This is a genomic window from Plantibacter sp. CFBP 13570, assembly GCF_014841395.1.
Taxonomy (GTDB): Bacteria; Actinomycetota; Actinomycetes; order Actinomycetales; family Microbacteriaceae; genus Plantibacter; species Plantibacter auratus.
The window spans coordinates 16,442-30,869 of sequence record NZ_JACYTW010000002.1; the positions used below are offsets into that span (position 1 = coordinate 16,442).

Here is a 14,428-nt window from a genome sequence, read left to right on the forward strand (position 1 = left end):
TGACCTCACGACGCATGCGTCAGGGCTACCCCCTAACGTGCAGCCGACCGCTCAGGCGTCCTGCGCCTCGAAGGCTGCGTCGAGGACGGCAAGAACCTCGGCCTGGCGATCCGCGACGATGACCGCCGCGATGAGGATCCGCCACATGGTGTCGACCGCATTGAGGAGGTCGGTCCGGCCGGCCAGCAGGTTCGAGATGAGCTGCGTCCCGGTGAAGAACGCGACGAAGGACCTCGCCAGTTCCGCCGGCTCGAGCGGAGACTGCAGCTCACCGAGCTCGATCGAGGCCTGCACCCGCTCCTCGACGCTCGCGATCCACTGCTCGTGGAACGCGGTCGTCGGAGCCTGGATGACGCCCTGCTCGAGGGACAGCCGCAGGCCGGCGCGGGCGATGGGATCGGTGAGCAGCTGCTCGGTGATGAGGCGGGAGGCCTGGACCAGCCCACCGAACGGCGAGGGCGCGGTGGTCGGCGCGGTCAGCGCAGCGATCGAGCGCGTGCTCTGCTCGTTGATGACGGCGATCGCCAGTTCCTCTTTCGAGGGGAAGTAGAAGTAGAGCGAACCCTGCGTCGTCCCCGCCTCGCGGGCGATGTCCGACAGGCTCGCCTGTCCGTAGCCGACCCGGTCGAACATGCGGGCGGCACCTTCGACGACGGTCTGGCGTCGTTCATGACCTCGTTGCTGCTGTGGTCGTCGTTCGGGCATGTGCGTTTCCTGCTTCTGTCATCCCCCGATTCAGGGATAAGCGTACCCACTCCGAGCTGAGAAGACGGTGTCGAACGCGGCAGAAATTCGGAACAAGTCGACCGACTTGATCGCGAGAAGATCCCGGTCGGGTCGCAAAAGGGCGCATCGAGGGTGTCATCACCGACCGCGACCGAGCGGACTCACTCGCGTCGGGTGACCAGGGCGAACCGTTCGCGGAGCTCAGGTGCGTCGGCGAACGGTCGCCAGCACAGGCCGTCGTCCTCCCGCATCGCAGCTACCGGACGGAGGGCGACGAGTCGCTCACCGAAGCGCAGGGCGTCGAGGAACAGGGTGTCGTTCCCCGCGTCGATCGTCAGCGAGCGCGGGTACCAGCCGCGCGCCGCGAGCGCGCCGGCCAACCAGGCCGAGTACGCCGGGTCCTTGCCGGGCTCGGGACGGAGCAGCTCCTGGTCGGCGAGATCGGACCACTCGATGACGTCCTTCGCCGACAGCGGGTGCGCGGCGCGCATGACGACGCCGAGCGGCAGCGCAGCGATCTCCTCTGCGGCGAGCTCGTCCGGCAGCTCCATCGGCAGACGCACGATGGTGGCGTCGAGACGACCGGTGGTGACGAGGTGCAGCTGCTCGACCGGTTCGATCGCGACGGCGACCGCCGGGACGTCGATGCGGCGACCGGCCTCGGAGACGACCGCGTCCCACGTCGTCGGCGGACGGCCGACCCGGATGTGCCGAGCCGGTGACGCGGGATCCATGTCGGCGACGACGTCGATGAAGGTGCGGACCTTCAGCAGGAAGCGCTGCCCCTCACGCGTCGGGCGGTACTCCTCCCCCAGGACGCTGAACAGCTCGACCCCGAGCGCAGCCTCGAGCCGCCGCAGCTGCTGCGCCAGGCTCGGCTGTGCGACCCCGAGCAGGTTCGCCGCGGCACCGAGCGTCCGAGCATCCGCGACGACCACGGCCGACCGCAGCTGACGAAGGGTGACGGCGTCGCGTTCGAGTTGGCGGTGGAGGTCGTGCGTCATGCTTCGAGCCTACGGCGTGCTCGCAGCCCTACCCGACAGGCGAAGCCGTGCTCGCCTGGACGACCGTACCTCCGACTGTGCCCCTGGAGGGACTCGAACCCCCAACCCTTTCCTTAGGACGGAACTGCTCTTCCATTGAGCTACAGAGGCTGACCCGACGAGTTTAGCCGGTCGCTCAGGCGGCGGGCGCCAGGTACTGCTCCCAGTCGGGCTCCGAGCGCTCGACGCCCCGCACCATCCACTGCGAGCCGTGCGGCGTCCCCGGTGAGACCCGGAGGCTCCAGTTCATCTCCATCGGCGTGCGGTCGCCCTTCACGTTGTTGCAGCGCAGACAGCAGGCCACGAGGTTCTCCCAGCTGTCCACACCCCCGCGCGAGCGCGGCTGCACGTGGTCGATTGTCGTCGCCGCCTTCCCGCAGTAGGCGCAGCGGTGGCCGTCACGGCGCAGCACCCCGCGGCGGGTCACGGGCACCCGGCGGGCGTTCGGGATCCGGACGTATCTGGTGAGCAGGATGACCGACGGCCGATCGAACGATCCGCTCGTCGCCACCACGGGATGCGAGGAGTCGATCTCGACGACGGTCGCCTTGTGATGCATCACGAGCACGAGGGCCCGCTTGAACGAGACGATCGCGAGCGGCTCGTAGCCCGCGTTCAACACCAGTGTGCGCATGCACGTTCCCTTCCGAAGGGCCACGACGGCTGCCGCGACCGGTCGACGATCACCACCTGCAGCGTCCGTGACGCGCCGGATCGAGTCGTCTCCGGGGAACAAAAAAGGGCACTGTCATGACGACAGCACCCTCTTGACCCACGGCGGAGCCGCGGCACGCTTGGCTGGAATGCCGCAGCACGTAGAGGCCGCGACCATTCGCGACCACGTGGCGACGTATAGCGTGCATCAGCTCCTGAACCTCTCCGAGTTGCAGAGCACCAGATTAACCCACACCGACCGGATTTCCGCACGTTGCAGGAGAATTCCCCTCCGCGCCACCTCGGCTTCGACCGGCGGACACCGCATGGTCGCAAACGGTGACCCCGCATCGACGACGAATCGCGTCCCTCCGACGGAGGGACGCGATCCAGGTCGAGCGGGTCGGATCAGCCGACGCCCGGCGGGTAGAGGTAGAGCGCCACGGCACTGGCGGCGATGGTGCGCGTGTTGTAGCTGTGACGCGCGGACCCCCAGTTGTACTCCTCCAGGGTGACCGTCCCGTCGGCGTTGACCGACTGCACGTAGGCGACGTGGTTGTAGTTGAACCAGGCGACGGAGCCGGCGATGGCGTTGGTCCCCTTGTTGTACTGCCACGAGTCCGCCCAGCCGTAGGCACTGCTCGGCGGCAGGCCGTTGCCCCAGGTGAAGGCCCAGTTCCCGCTCGGCGTGCCTGCGTCGCGGTTGAGTCGCCAGGCGACGAAGTCCACGCACTCACGGTAGTAGTAGCGCAGTGGTGACAGCCCGCCGCCCTCGTCGTCGGTCGCCTGGTCGAACCAGGGGTAGTCGTCGCCGGCCTGGCGTGCGCCGACGGTGATCGAGTAGGTGGCGTTGCTGGCAGCTGCAGCGGCGTCGAGCTGCCGCTGGCGCTCGGCGAGCTCGTCCGGCGTCGTCGCACTGTAGAGATCGCGAGAGATCGGGGCGTCGGCCACCTTGTCGGAAGCGACGACGCTCTGGGCGCCGGAGGTCTTCAACTGCTCCGAGGCGGACGTCCCGTACGTGGTCTGCGCGCTGCTGCTCGCCGCATACGCCGGGAGGGCGACGGTGGCGACCAGTGCCGGCACGAGGAAGGCCATGGTGGCGACGCCGCGGACGGATCCGGGTCGGGCTCCGGACGGCTTCGGCTTGCGCACGGCGACCGTCGACGCGGTCGGCTTGACCGGGGGCTTGCTGCGCGCGACGCGGTCCGCGCCGGTGCGGAGCGGAGCGACGGTCGCGAACGAGGTGTCAGTGGCGGACGTCACGGTGAAAGATTGCGGGGTCGTCGGCTCCGGCGCGGCGGGCTTCGTCAGCGGCCGCTCGTCGAGACGGACCTCGCCGGTCGTGACGGCGGCGTCGGCCTCCTCGACCACGGCATCGTCGAGGATGATCTCGGGGTGCTCGACGGGTGCGTCCGGAGCGACGTCGGCGACAAGCGCGTCGTCGGTTGCCGACTGGGACGGGGTGGTCGGCTCCGCCTGCTTCGCGGCCTGCTCCTGGAGTCGGAGCTGCTTCCGGGTGAGGACGTTCGGGGTCGTCTCGGCCTGTTCGGGGCCGCTCTCGCCAGCTGCAGTCAAGTGGATTCCTCCGGCACCCCGCATGAGCGACGACGATCGCGGTGTGGCGATCGGCATGGCGCAGCCCCATCCGACGATTGATGTCGGTTCGTGTGGCCGAGGGACGGGCTAGGGGGTGCCTCGGTCGTCTTCCTGGGGCCAGATCATGGCCTTCAGGACGAGTGACAGCCTACGGGTTACCCCTCGGAAAGTCACGTTTCGATCACGGGAAAACGGGGACATGAGGGAATCCTCATACACGTCTCATGCTCACGCGGCAGGGGTCTCCACGAAGATGTGCGTCGCGAGCTCGTTGGGCAGCTCGAGGCCGCCCTCGACACCGTCGATGGTGACGAGCACGTAGCCGCCCGCTGCCGCGAAGGTTCCCGAGCGACCCGGCATGACGCCGGCCTGCTTCAGCTGCAGGAGGAGTTCGGGGTCGACCTGCGCCGGCTCGCCGAGACGTCGGACCGTCGCCGTGACCGGCTCGGAGCGTCCTTCGACGAGGCCGACGATGTTGATGACGCCCTGCGAGAAGGCGACGGCGGGGCTGTCGCCGAACTCGTCGAGTCCGGGGATCGGGGTGCCGTACGGCGACTCGGTGGGGTGGTTGAGCATGTCGAGCAGCTTGCGCTCGACCTGCTCACTCATGACGTGTTCCCAGCGACAGGCTTCCTCGTGGACGAACTCCCACTCGAGCCCGATGACGTCGCTCAGGAGGCGCTCAGCCAGGCGGTGCTTCCGCATGACGTGGACCGCCTTGCGTCGGCCCGGTTCAGTGAGCTCGAGGTGCCGGTCGCCCGACACGACGACGAGTCCGTCGCGCTCCATCCGACCGACCGTCTGCGAGACCGTCGGTCCGGAGTGCCCGAGGCGCTCGGAGATCCGCGCACGAAGCGGGATGATGTTCTCCTCCTCGAGCTCCAGAATGGTGCGGAGATACATCTCTGTGGTGTCAATCAAATCGGTCATCGACGCCCTCCCTGCCCGATTGCACGTTCCCGGTAAGCCTAGTGCGCGGCGGCGACGTTCCCGCGCCAAGCCACTCCGCCCCGCGTGGACGCATCCGGGCGCCGTGGCACGACGCCATGAGGCCCCCGCCTCTAGAATCGCCGTATGCCGGAGATCACGATTCCCACGTCCCTTCTGCCCGCCGATGGTCGATTCGGCTGCGGCCCCTCCAAGATCCGACCTGAGCAGATCGCAGCGCTCTCCGAGGCCGGCCTGTCCCTCCTCGGCACCTCCCACCGTCAGGCTCCCGTCAAGCAGCTCGTCGGCCGCGTGCGCGCCGGCCTGGCCGACTTGTTCCGCGCCCCCGAGGGCTACGAGATCATCGTCGGCAACGGCGGCTCGACCGCGTTCTGGGACGCGGCCGCCTTCGGCCTCATCGAGCAGCGCAGCCAGAACCTCGTCTTCGGCGAGTTCGGCGGCAAGTTCGCCAAGGCGGCGGGCGCCCCGTGGCTCACCGCTCCGGACGTCCGTGAGGTGCCGGGTGGATCCCGCATCGATCCCGAGGTGGTCGAGGGCGTCGACGTGTACGCCTGGCCGCATAACGAGACCTCGACCGGCGTCATGGCCCCGGTGCGACGCGTGTCCGGCGACGCCGGCGCCCTCACGGTGATCGACGCGACGAGCGCCGCGGGTGGTGTGGACTTCGACGCGAGCCAGGCGGACGTCTACTACTTCGCACCGCAGAAGAACTTCGCATCCGACGGCGGCCTGTGGTTCGCGCTCTGCTCCCCCGCGGCGATCGAGCGCATCGAACGGATCGCGGCGAGCGGCCGCTACATCCCGGAGTTCCTGAGCCTGAAGAACGCGGTCGACAACTCCCGACTCGAGCAGACGCTCAACACTCCCGCGTTGTCGACGCTCGTGCTCCTCGAGGAGCAGATCTCGTGGATCAACGGCAACGGCGGCCTCGCCTGGGCATCGGCACGGACGGCCGAGTCCTCCGGCGCCCTGTACGAGTGGGCCGAGCGCACCTCCTACACGACGCCGTTCGTGACGAACCCCGACCACCGCTCGCAGGTCGTCGTCACGATCGACTTCGACGACGCCATCGACGCCGCGCTGGTCGCGAAGACCCTCCGGGCGAACGGCATCGTCGACACCGAGCCCTACCGCAAGCTCGGCCGCAACCAGCTGCGCGTCGCGACCTTCACGGCGATCGACCCCGCAGACGTCCGTCAGCTCATCGCGAGCATCGAACACGTCGTCGGGGCGCTCTGATCCGTCTCCCCCGCTGAACGCCGAACGGGCGGTCGAACCCTCTCGAGGTTCGGCCGCCCGTTCGTCTGTCGCGTGGTGCGCGAGTGCTACTCGTCCTCGAACCGGTCGTCGTCCTCGTCGGAGTCCTCGTCCTCGTCCGAGTCGTCCTCGTCCTCGTCCGAGTCGTCGTCATCCGAGTCGTCCGACGCCGCATCGACGTCGTCCTCGTCGTACTCGAGTTCGATGCCGTCGCGGTCGCGGTCGCGGGGATCCCCGGACAGCGCGACATCGTCGTCGTCGAACTCGTCGGTGTCATCCGCGTCGTCGAGCGCGTCGTCAGCCGCAGCCGCAGCCGCTGCCTCCTGCGCGGCGCGGTAGTCCGCGAGGCGTTCCGACCACGGCACCCACTGCGGAGCCAGCAACGCGCCGTCGCCGGGCATCAGCTCCGTCTCGAGCACGTTGGGCGCGGCGTCGTCGGCGGTCCGCGAGAGCGTCACCGTCCAGAACCATCCGGGGTAGCCCGCCATCGTGTTCGCGAACAGCAGCGAGACGACGTGATCATCGACCACGACGTGCCCGGCCGGCTCACCGACCGTGCTCGCGGGCGTGATCTCCTGCAGCGCTTCGCGCGCGAGCTCCACGGCCGCGATCAGGGTCTCGTCCGGCACGGGTGCCGGGGTCGACTCGCCATCGGTGCCGTCGTCCGAGCGATGCTCGTCCGACTCGGCTCGTGTGTCCGTGTCGGCCGTGACGTCGCGATCCTCGACGGGCGTCTCCTGATCGGCGTCAGGCATCCAGCTCGTCCGCGACCTTGCGCAGCACAGCAGCGATCTTCGTGCTGTGACTGCTGTTCGGGTACTTGCCGCGGCGCAGGTCGCCGCCGATGCCGTCGAGGAGCTTCACGAGGTCCTCGACGATGATCGCCATGTCGTCGGCCGGCTTGCGCTTCAGCTTGACGAGGCTGGGCGGAGCCTCGAGGACGCGCACGGACAGCGCCTGGGCGCCGCGCTTGCCGTCGGCGATGCCGAACTCGAGCCGCGTCCCCGGCTTCACGCCGGCCGTGCCCGCGGGCAGTGCGGAAGCGTGCAGGAAGACCTCCTGGCCGTCATCAGAGCTGATGAAGCCGAAGCCCTTCTCCTCGTCGTAGAACTTGACCTTGCCGGTGGGCATGGGAACCTCGCTGTGTGTCGTGCGCAGAAAATGCAGCGCCGTGCGGTGATCGCGCAGGAAGCGCGATCGAGAGGACCATCGGTCCTCGGCCCCCAGCCTATTCGGTGCAGCAGCCGCGTGCCTCTATCCTGGGAGCGTGACTGATGAGCAGACGCCGAGCATCTCGCGGCCCGAACGGATCCTGGCCTACATGGTCGTGACGATCGTCGCCGTGTCGATCGCCGCGTTCGTCGCGGTGATGGTCGGCACCGCCACCGGCCTCGAGCAGGGCGACTTCGCCGTCGGCGTCTGGCCGGTCGTGACGATCCTGCCGCTCGTCGGACTCCCGATCGCCTTCCTGATGCTGATCACGCTCATCATCGTGGGTGCCGTACGACGGTCCCGCGAGTCCCGCGGTCAGTCGCCGCGCTGACGACCATGGGCGAGGCCTTCGCGATCGCGCGCCGCCTCCGGGAGCTCCCGGACGACGCGCTCCGCCGGCTGACGCCCGACCGCAGGGCCTCCTCCGCCCGCATCGCGGACTTCTTCGACTTCGCCGAGGCCCTGTTGGACGATGCGAGCGTCGCCCGCCGGATGGCACTGCTCGACCGGGACACCCTCGCGGTGCTCGCCGCCGCGCTGGACGGGACCGAGCGCCGATCGCTCGCGAGCACGCTCGGACGCGAGCAGTCGGAGGTGGATGCCGCCCTGGAGCGGCTGGAGCGGGACATCCTCGTGCTGGACGACGGAGCCGGTCCGATCAGACCGGTGAGCGCGGTGGCCGCGGTGTTCGAGGAGTGGGCGGCGAGCGGCAGACCAGGCCGTGCAGAACTCCAACTTCCGGCGGCGGCGCCGACGTCCCACGCGACCCGCCCCTCGCCCGACACGGACGCCCTCGCGAGCGAGCGAGCGGCCGGCGCGGTCGGCATCGTCGGCGAGAGCCTCCATGAACTCGACCGCGAGCCCGCACGCCTGCTCGGCCGTGGAGCCCCGTCCATGCCGGACCTCAAACGGCTCGCAGCCGCGGCGGCGAGCACGCCCGACCAGATCGAGCTCGCCCTGTCCGTGGCGTCGGCTGCCGGGCTCACGGACGCGATCGGCTCCGCCATCCGCCTGAGCGAGGTCGGCGAGGCCTGGCTGGCGTCGGCCACCGCGGAACGCTGGCTTCGTCTCGCGACAGCCTGGCGCGACGCGATCCCGGCCACGATCCGCGATCGCATCCTGACGGCGTACCGGCGCGGTTCCGTCGACCTGGTCGAGGAGCTCAGCTGGTGGTACCCGTTGGCGGAGGATGCCGTCGTGGCGCCGACGCGAGCGGTCGACGCGGTCGCCGAGCTGCTCGGGGTCACCGTCGACGGCGCGACCAGCGGATTCGGACGACTCCTCGTCGACGACCACGCGGCCGACGCGGCCTCGACGCTCGCGTCCATGCTCCCCGCCGAGGTGTCGCAGGTCGTCCTCCAGGACGACTTGACGGTCATCGCGCTCGGTCCCCCGACGGCGGAACTCGACGTCCGCCTCCGGGCCCTCGCGGAGCCGGAGGGGCGCGCTCAGGCGTCGAGGTACCGCATCACGACCGCGAGCGTCACCCGGGCCCTCGCCGACGGAGACACAGCCGAGGACCTGCTCGCGTACCTCGAGTCGATCTCCCTGACCGGCGTCCCTCAGCCTCTGCGGTACCTCGTGTCCGAGGCCGCATCCCGATTCGGCCTCGTCCGCGTCGGGACGATCCGCGCGTCGGCCGACGCCTCGGCCGACCCTGGACGCAGCAGCTACATCCGCTCCGACGACGCCGGCCTGATCGCGGCGATCTCGGTCGACCAGAGCCTCGTGGCGCTCGGTCTCCGTCCGAGCGACGAGCACCGGCTCACCAGCCGGATCGAGGCGGCGACGGTCTACTGGGCCCTCCACGACGCGCGCTACCCGGTGGTCGCGGAGGACGACGGCGGCGCCCCGCTCCGGATCCGCCGGCAGCCGGTCATGCGCACCAGCCTCTCCGCTCCGGCCGCCTCGACGGAACCGGATCTGGTGTCACGGCTCCGCGCCGACGACCGCGGTGACACGAGCAGCGCATGGTTGGCCAAGCAGCTGGAGATCGCCGTCCGCGACCACACGCCGGTCACCGTGCAGCTGCAGCACGGCGAGCGCCGATCCACGTTCACGATCGAACCGGTGAGCCTCGCCGGCGGTCGCCTGCGCGGTCTGGACCGGTCGGCCGACGTCGAACGCACCCTGCCGCTCGCGATGATCACCGAGGTCCGGATCGCCGGCTGAGCGCTCGCTCAGGGGGTTGCGCACCGGATCCGCCGGTAGACTCGACCGTTATGTCTGATGGACCACTGATCGTCCAAAGCGACCGCACCGTGCTGCTCGAGGTCGCCCACCCGCTCGCCGAGGACGCCCGCCACGATCTCTCGGTGTTCGCCGAGCTCGAGCGCGCGCCGGAGCACATCCACACCTACCGGATCACCCGTCTCGGACTGTGGAATGCACGGGCCGCCGGGCACGATGCCGACCAGATGATCGAGACGCTGGAGCGGTACTCGAAGTTCTCCATCCCCGCGTCCGTGACGATCGACATGCGCGAGACCGTCAACCGCTACGGCCGGCTCGTGATCGAACGCTCCGAGGAGGGCGAGCTCGTCCTCCGCTCCACGGACCTCCCGATCCTGACCGAGGTGGCGGGCGCCAAGCGGATCGCGCCCCTCCTCATCGGGCACCCGACGCCGGACACCTTCCTCGTCGAGCCGTGGGCACGCGGCGCGCTCAAGCAGGAACTCGTGAAGCTGGGCTGGCCCGCCGAGGACCTCGCCGGGTACACCGCCGGCACGCCGCACCAGATCGACCTGGTCGAGGACGGCTGGCGCCTCCGCGACTATCAGCAGCAGGCGGTCGACAACTTCTTCTCCGGCGGTTCCGGTGTCGTGGTGCTCCCCTGTGGTGCGGGCAAGACCCTGGTCGGCGCCGGCGCGATGGCGACGGCGTCCACCAACACCCTGATCCTCGTCACGAACACGGTGTCGGCACGGCAGTGGCGTGACGAGCTGTTGAAGCGCACCTCCCTCACCGCCGAGGAGATCGGCGAGTACTCGGGGCAGGTGAAGGAGGTCAAGCCGGTCACGATCGCGACCTATCAGATCCTCACGGCCAAGCGGAAGGGCGAGTACGCCCACCTCGCGCTGCTCGACGCCATGGACTGGGGCCTCGTGGTCTACGACGAGGTGCACCTGCTCCCGGCACCCGTCTTCAAGCTCACCGCCGAGTTGCAGGCGCGGCGTCGCCTCGGCCTGACGGCGACGCTCATCCGGGAGGACGGCCGCGAGGGCGACGTCTTCTCGCTCATCGGCCCGAAGCGGTTCGACGCCCCGTGGAAGGAGATCGAGGCGCAGGGCTTCATCTCCCCCGCCGCGTGCTTCGAGGTGCGCGTCGACCTGCCGCAGGCCGACCGCCTCACGTACGCCGCGTCCGCCGACGACGAGCGGTACCGCCTCGCGGCGACCGCTCCGGCGAAGCTCGACGTCGTCCGCCAGCTCGTCGAACGGCACCGCGGTGAGCAGATCCTCGTCATCGGGCAGTACCTCGACCAGATCGAGGAGCTGGCAGAGACGCTGGGTGCCCCGCAGTTGACCGGCGCAACACCGGTCGACGAGCGAGAACGGCTCTATCAGGCCTTCCGCGACGGCACCGAGCAGGTGCTCGTCGTCTCGAAGGTCGCGAACTTCTCGGTCGATCTGCCCGAAGCGACCGTCGCCATCCAGGTGTCGGGTTCGTTCGGTTCACGACAGGAAGAGGCGCAGCGTCTCGGCCGTCTGTTGCGCCCGAAGTCCACGGGACTCACCGCGAGCTTCTACACCCTGGTGTCGCGCGACACGGTCGATCAGGAGTTCGCACAGAACCGGCAGCGCTTCCTCGCTGAACAGGGCTACAGCTACACGATCCTCGACGCCCACGCCCTGCAGAACGCGTGAAACAGGCTCTCAGAAAAGTCTCAAGAAACGTGCAGATAATGGTGTCATGACCGGACCCCGCATCCTCATCGTCGACGACGAACCGAACATCCGCGACCTCCTCACCACGAGCCTGCGATTCGCCGGCTTCGCCGTCCGTGCCGTGGGCAACGGCGCAGCCGCCATCTCGGCGGTCCTCGAGGAGGAGCCCGACCTCATCATCCTCGACGTGATGCTGCCGGACATGAACGGCTTCGGCGTCACCAAGCGTCTGCGCAGCGCCGGCTACACGGCGCCCATCCTCTTCCTCACCGCGAAGGACGACACCGAGGACAAGATCACGGGCCTCACCGTCGGCGGCGACGACTACGTCACCAAGCCATTCAGCCTCGACGAGATCGTGGCTCGCATCAAGGCGATCCTCCGCCGGACGATGCAGGCCGACGAGGATGCGGTGATCCGCGCCGGCGAGCTGACGATGGACCAGGACACCCACGAGGTCCTCGTCGGCGACACCCCCATCGACCTCAGCCCGACCGAGTTCAAGCTCCTCCGCTACCTCATGCTCAACCCGAACCGTGTCCTGTCGAAGGCCCAGATCCTCGACCACGTCTGGGAGTACGACTTCAACGGCGACGCCGGCATCGTCGAGAGCTACATCTCCTACCTGCGCCGGAAGCTCGACCAGTTCTCCAGCGAGCCGCTCATCCAGACCAAGCGCGGATTCGGCTACATGCTCAAGGCCGGAAAGGCGTAGCCCCCACCCGATGGCCGATTCCCTGTCCACCTGGTGGAGCAGCGTCTCACTCCGGACGAAGATCACCGGGGTGACGGTGCTGGTCCTCGCCTTCGGTCTGCTCGTCGCGGGCATGGGGACGACCCCGCTCCTCAAAGAGGTCCTCACCCAGCAGGCGAACGACAGTCTGGTCACTGCCGCCAAGGGCAAGATCGTCGGTGAGATCTCCGAGGACGGACAACTCCAGCTCGACGCCCCCTCGACGCTGTTCGTCGCCGTGTACGACACGAACGGCGAACTCCGGGCCTCGTCCGGGTGGGACGACAGCATCGCTCCCGAACACCCGGCGCACCTCAGCGCGAACGACGTCGCCGCGAGCGGGACCCAGATCTACACGACCACCAACGCGAGCGGCACGATCGTGTACCACGCGGTCTCCGTCCCGGTCACCCTCGACGGGTTCCGCACGGGAGCGGCGTGGGTCGCCATCTCGATGCAGGGCACCGACAACACGATCGCGACCTACCTCACGATCTTCTTCGTCCTCGGCGTGCTCATCATCGTGGTCGGAGCGCTCCTCACCCGGTGGCTGGTGACAGGCACCTTCGAACCGCTCCGCCAGGTGGAACGGACGGCCGCCGCGTTCGCCGACGGCGACTTCAGCCAGCGACTCGCGGGGTCGACGCCGAACACCGAGGTGGGGCGACTCAGCCGATCGCTCAACACGATGCTGGCCCGCATCGACCGCGCGTACTCGGACCGCGGGAAGACCATCGAGCAGATGCGGAACTTCGTCGGCGACGCGAGCCACGAGCTGCGCACCCCGCTCGTCTCCGTGCGCGGCTACGCCGAGCTCTACCGGATGGGTGCCCTCCAGACGCCGCAGGACGTCGCACAGGCCATGGAGCGCATCGAGAAGGAGGCCATCCGCATGGGTGCGCTCGTCGAGGACCTCCTCCAGCTCGCCCGCCTCGATGAGACGCGACCGCTGAACGTCGCCCCCGTCGACCTGCTCCCGATCGCGCGCGACGCCGCGCTCGACACCACGGCCCAGGCCCCCGGGCGCACGGTCCAGGTCGTCCGCGACGAACGCATGGCGCGAGCCGTCGACGACGATGCCTCCGAGACCACCGGCGAGTCCCCGGCCGCTGCCGAAGCACCACCCCAGACGGGCTCGACCGGGCCGATCTTCGGCGCGACGTTCAACCGCTTCCGGCGTCGGCCGAAGCCGTCCGGTGACGCCACCACGCCCGACACGAAGCCCATCGCAGAACCACTGACCCTGGCCGTGCCGCCGATCGTCCTCGGCGAGGAGAACAAGATCCGGCAGGTCGTCACGAACCTCATCGGAAACGCCCTGCGCTTCACGCCCGCCGACAGTCCGATCGAGCTCGCGGTCGGCACGGACGCCCGCGCCGGGACCGCCAGCATCGCCATCGTCGACCACGGCGAGGGCATCCCGCCGCAGATCCGCGAGAAGATCTTCCAGCGCTTCTGGCGTGCCGACAGTTCGCGGACCCGCGAGACGGGCGGCAGCGGCCTCGGACTGGCGATCGTCGCCTCCATCGTCGCGGCGCACGGTGGCACGGTCGACGTGACCGAGACCCCCGGCGGCGGCGCGACGTTCCGCGTCATCCTGCCGCTCGCACCGTCAGCGGCCACGAGCCCCATCGTCATCGCGGGCCCTCCGGCCTGACCCGCCGGCGGGCTGGCTCGACCCTCCTCCACAGGCTCCGGTCTGCTCCGGAGTGCGCGCCCGAGTCCTTCCTGGCCGGTTCCGGCCGGTGGCGAGCACCTACCGTCTCGGTAGCGGCGATGACAGGCATCGCCCGGACGAACGGAGTTCCCGATGGCCACTTTCCAGGTCGACAGCGACGCGGTCGAGCGCGCTTCCACGGCGGCACGCGTCACGATCGAGCAGATCCAGAACGAGGTAGCCCGCCTGCACACGCAGCTGGCGGCACTCGACGGCCAGTGGACCGGCGCTGCAGCGGCCGCGTTCCACGGTGTCGTCGAGCGCTGGAGGGGCACCCAGCGTCAGGTCGAGGAGAACCTCGGCGAGATCAGCCGAGCGCTCGCCGTCGCGGGCACGCAGTACGCCGAGATCGAGCGGGCGAACGCGAGCATGTTCAGCGGGTGACGCTCCGGCGGCGGCTGGAACGACTCGATCGACGTCAGGCCGCCGCCATGGCCGTCGCCAGCGCGATGACCCGCTCCGTGGCCGTGAGCGACCCGTCTCCCAGCATCGACGCTCCACCGACCGTGATCGTGACCCAGGTTCCGCGGAGGTTCATCTCGAGCTCAGCCCGATCGGTGATCGTCGGACTGACGCGCACGAACGCGCTATCGCCCGTCGATCTCGACGACCGAGACGCCGGGGGCAGTTCGCGCGAGCGTCAGCGAGTCCGCAA

15 protein-coding genes and 1 tRNA gene are annotated in these 14,428 nt (G+C 69.4%); 7 read left to right on the plus strand and 9 right to left on the minus strand.

All coding sequences use genetic code 11. The features are described from left to right. Window positions 1-51: 51 nt before the first annotated feature. The 6 genes from IFT89_RS01085 to IFT89_RS01110 form a co-directional block, all read right to left on the minus strand. Window positions 52-705: a ScbR family autoregulator-binding transcription factor gene (locus tag IFT89_RS01085; RefSeq protein WP_202937982.1), complete on the minus strand. Its 654-nt coding sequence runs from the start codon at window positions 703-705 to the stop codon at window positions 52-54. Between the two features lie 182 nt (window positions 706-887). Further along, window positions 888-1,730: a LysR family transcriptional regulator gene (locus tag IFT89_RS01090; RefSeq protein WP_202937983.1), complete on the minus strand. Its 843-nt coding sequence runs from the start codon at window positions 1,728-1,730 to the stop codon at window positions 888-890. Between the two features lie 78 nt (window positions 1,731-1,808). Then, window positions 1,809-1,880 (minus strand) — tRNA-Arg (locus IFT89_RS01095). A gap of 25 nt (window positions 1,881-1,905) precedes the next feature. Beyond that, a complete protein-coding gene (locus tag IFT89_RS01100; RefSeq protein WP_079001921.1) occupies window positions 1,906-2,403 on the minus strand; it encodes an HNH endonuclease in 498 nt (165 codons plus the stop codon). 428 nt (window positions 2,404-2,831) lie between these two features. Then, window positions 2,832-3,998: a CHAP domain-containing protein gene (locus IFT89_RS01105; protein WP_202937984.1), complete on the minus strand. Its 1,167-nt coding sequence runs from the start codon at window positions 3,996-3,998 to the stop codon at window positions 2,832-2,834. Window positions 3,999-4,247: 249 nt separating this feature from the next. Then, on the minus strand, window positions 4,248-4,949 hold the full coding sequence (locus tag IFT89_RS01110) for a metal-dependent transcriptional regulator (RefSeq protein ID WP_079705381.1): 702 nt from the start codon (window positions 4,947-4,949) through the stop codon (window positions 4,248-4,250). 144 nt (window positions 4,950-5,093) lie between these two features. On the opposite strand from IFT89_RS01110, the gene serC reads away from it, so the two are divergent. Further along, entirely contained in the window at window positions 5,094-6,206 is a 1,113-nt protein-coding gene (gene serC, locus IFT89_RS01115; RefSeq protein WP_086474368.1) for a phosphoserine transaminase, read from the plus strand. 86 nt (window positions 6,207-6,292) lie between these two features. Here the strand turns inward: serC and IFT89_RS01120 are convergent, their stop codons facing one another. Together IFT89_RS01120 and IFT89_RS01125 are read right to left on the minus strand one after the other, a co-directional pair. Further along, a complete protein-coding gene (locus IFT89_RS01120) occupies window positions 6,293-6,979 on the minus strand; it encodes a DUF3027 domain-containing protein (protein ID WP_202937985.1) in 687 nt (228 codons plus the stop codon). After that, window positions 6,972-7,355, minus strand: coding sequence for a cold-shock protein (locus IFT89_RS01125; protein WP_079705376.1), 384 nt, complete (start codon window positions 7,353-7,355; stop codon window positions 6,972-6,974). The genes IFT89_RS01120 and IFT89_RS01125 overlap by 8 nt, the downstream gene beginning before the upstream one ends. Window positions 7,356-7,491: 136 nt before the next feature. Here IFT89_RS01125 and IFT89_RS01130 point away from each other — a divergent pair, with 136 nt between their 5' ends. The 6 genes from IFT89_RS01130 (at window position 7,492) to IFT89_RS01155 (ending at window position 14,157) form a co-directional block, all read left to right on the plus strand. After that, window positions 7,492-7,767 carry a multidrug ABC transporter ATPase gene (locus tag IFT89_RS01130; RefSeq protein WP_124768896.1) on the plus strand — a complete coding sequence of 92 codons (276 nt, stop codon included), beginning with the start codon at window positions 7,492-7,494 and terminating at the stop codon, window positions 7,765-7,767. A 5-nt stretch (window positions 7,768-7,772) separates the two neighbouring features. After that, the gene (locus IFT89_RS01135; protein WP_202937986.1) at window positions 7,773-9,608 is read left to right on the plus strand and encodes a helicase-associated domain-containing protein; all 1,836 of its coding nucleotides are present in this window, start codon (window positions 7,773-7,775) and stop codon (window positions 9,606-9,608) included. 50 nt (window positions 9,609-9,658) lie between these two features. Next, the gene (locus IFT89_RS01140) at window positions 9,659-11,302 is read left to right on the plus strand and encodes a DNA repair helicase XPB (protein WP_202937987.1); all 1,644 of its coding nucleotides are present in this window, start codon (window positions 9,659-9,661) and stop codon (window positions 11,300-11,302) included. A gap of 46 nt (window positions 11,303-11,348) precedes the next feature. Further along, window positions 11,349-12,038 carry a response regulator transcription factor gene (locus IFT89_RS01145; RefSeq protein ID WP_202937988.1) on the plus strand — a complete coding sequence of 230 codons (690 nt, stop codon included), beginning with the start codon at window positions 11,349-11,351 and terminating at the stop codon, window positions 12,036-12,038. Window positions 12,039-12,048: 10 nt separating this feature from the next. Next, window positions 12,049-13,713: a sensor histidine kinase gene (locus IFT89_RS01150; protein WP_202937989.1), complete on the plus strand. Its 1,665-nt coding sequence runs from the start codon at window positions 12,049-12,051 to the stop codon at window positions 13,711-13,713. A gap of 153 nt (window positions 13,714-13,866) precedes the next feature. Then, window positions 13,867-14,157: a WXG100 family type VII secretion target gene (locus tag IFT89_RS01155; protein WP_064296564.1), complete on the plus strand. Its 291-nt coding sequence runs from the start codon at window positions 13,867-13,869 to the stop codon at window positions 14,155-14,157. A gap of 34 nt (window positions 14,158-14,191) precedes the next feature. On the opposite strand, the gene IFT89_RS01160 is transcribed toward IFT89_RS01155, so the two are convergent. After that, on the minus strand, window positions 14,192-14,353 hold the full coding sequence (locus IFT89_RS01160; protein WP_161578545.1) for a hypothetical protein: 162 nt from the start codon (window positions 14,351-14,353) through the stop codon (window positions 14,192-14,194). Window positions 14,354-14,428 lie beyond the last annotated feature (75 nt).

Excerpts from the sequence above, each read along its gene's own strand:
- IFT89_RS01120 (WP_202937985.1), bottom strand. The coding sequence starts at position 6,979 with ATGCCTGACGCCGATCAGGAGACGCCCGTCGAGGATCGCGACGTCACG.
- IFT89_RS01110 (WP_079705381.1), bottom strand. The coding sequence starts at position 4,949 with ATGACCGATTTGATTGACACCACAGAGATGTATCTCCGCACCATTCTG.
- IFT89_RS01155 (WP_064296564.1), top strand. The coding sequence starts at position 13,867 with ATGGCCACTTTCCAGGTCGACAGCGACGCGGTCGAGCGCGCTTCCACG.
- IFT89_RS01140 (WP_202937987.1), top strand. The coding sequence starts at position 9,659 with ATGTCTGATGGACCACTGATCGTCCAAAGCGACCGCACCGTGCTGCTC.
- IFT89_RS01085 (WP_202937982.1), bottom strand. The coding sequence starts at position 705 with ATGCCCGAACGACGACCACAGCAGCAACGAGGTCATGAACGACGCCAG.
- serC (WP_086474368.1), top strand. The coding sequence starts at position 5,094 with ATGCCGGAGATCACGATTCCCACGTCCCTTCTGCCCGCCGATGGTCGA.
- IFT89_RS01125 (WP_079705376.1), bottom strand. The coding sequence starts at position 7,355 with ATGCCCACCGGCAAGGTCAAGTTCTACGACGAGGAGAAGGGCTTCGGC.
- IFT89_RS01100 (WP_079001921.1), bottom strand. The coding sequence starts at position 2,403 with ATGCGCACACTGGTGTTGAACGCGGGCTACGAGCCGCTCGCGATCGTC.
- IFT89_RS01150 (WP_202937989.1), top strand. The coding sequence starts at position 12,049 with ATGGCCGATTCCCTGTCCACCTGGTGGAGCAGCGTCTCACTCCGGACG.
- IFT89_RS01145 (WP_202937988.1), top strand. The coding sequence starts at position 11,349 with ATGACCGGACCCCGCATCCTCATCGTCGACGACGAACCGAACATCCGC.
- IFT89_RS01135 (WP_202937986.1), top strand. The coding sequence starts at position 7,773 with ATGGGCGAGGCCTTCGCGATCGCGCGCCGCCTCCGGGAGCTCCCGGAC.
- IFT89_RS01090 (WP_202937983.1), bottom strand. The coding sequence starts at position 1,730 with ATGACGCACGACCTCCACCGCCAACTCGAACGCGACGCCGTCACCCTT.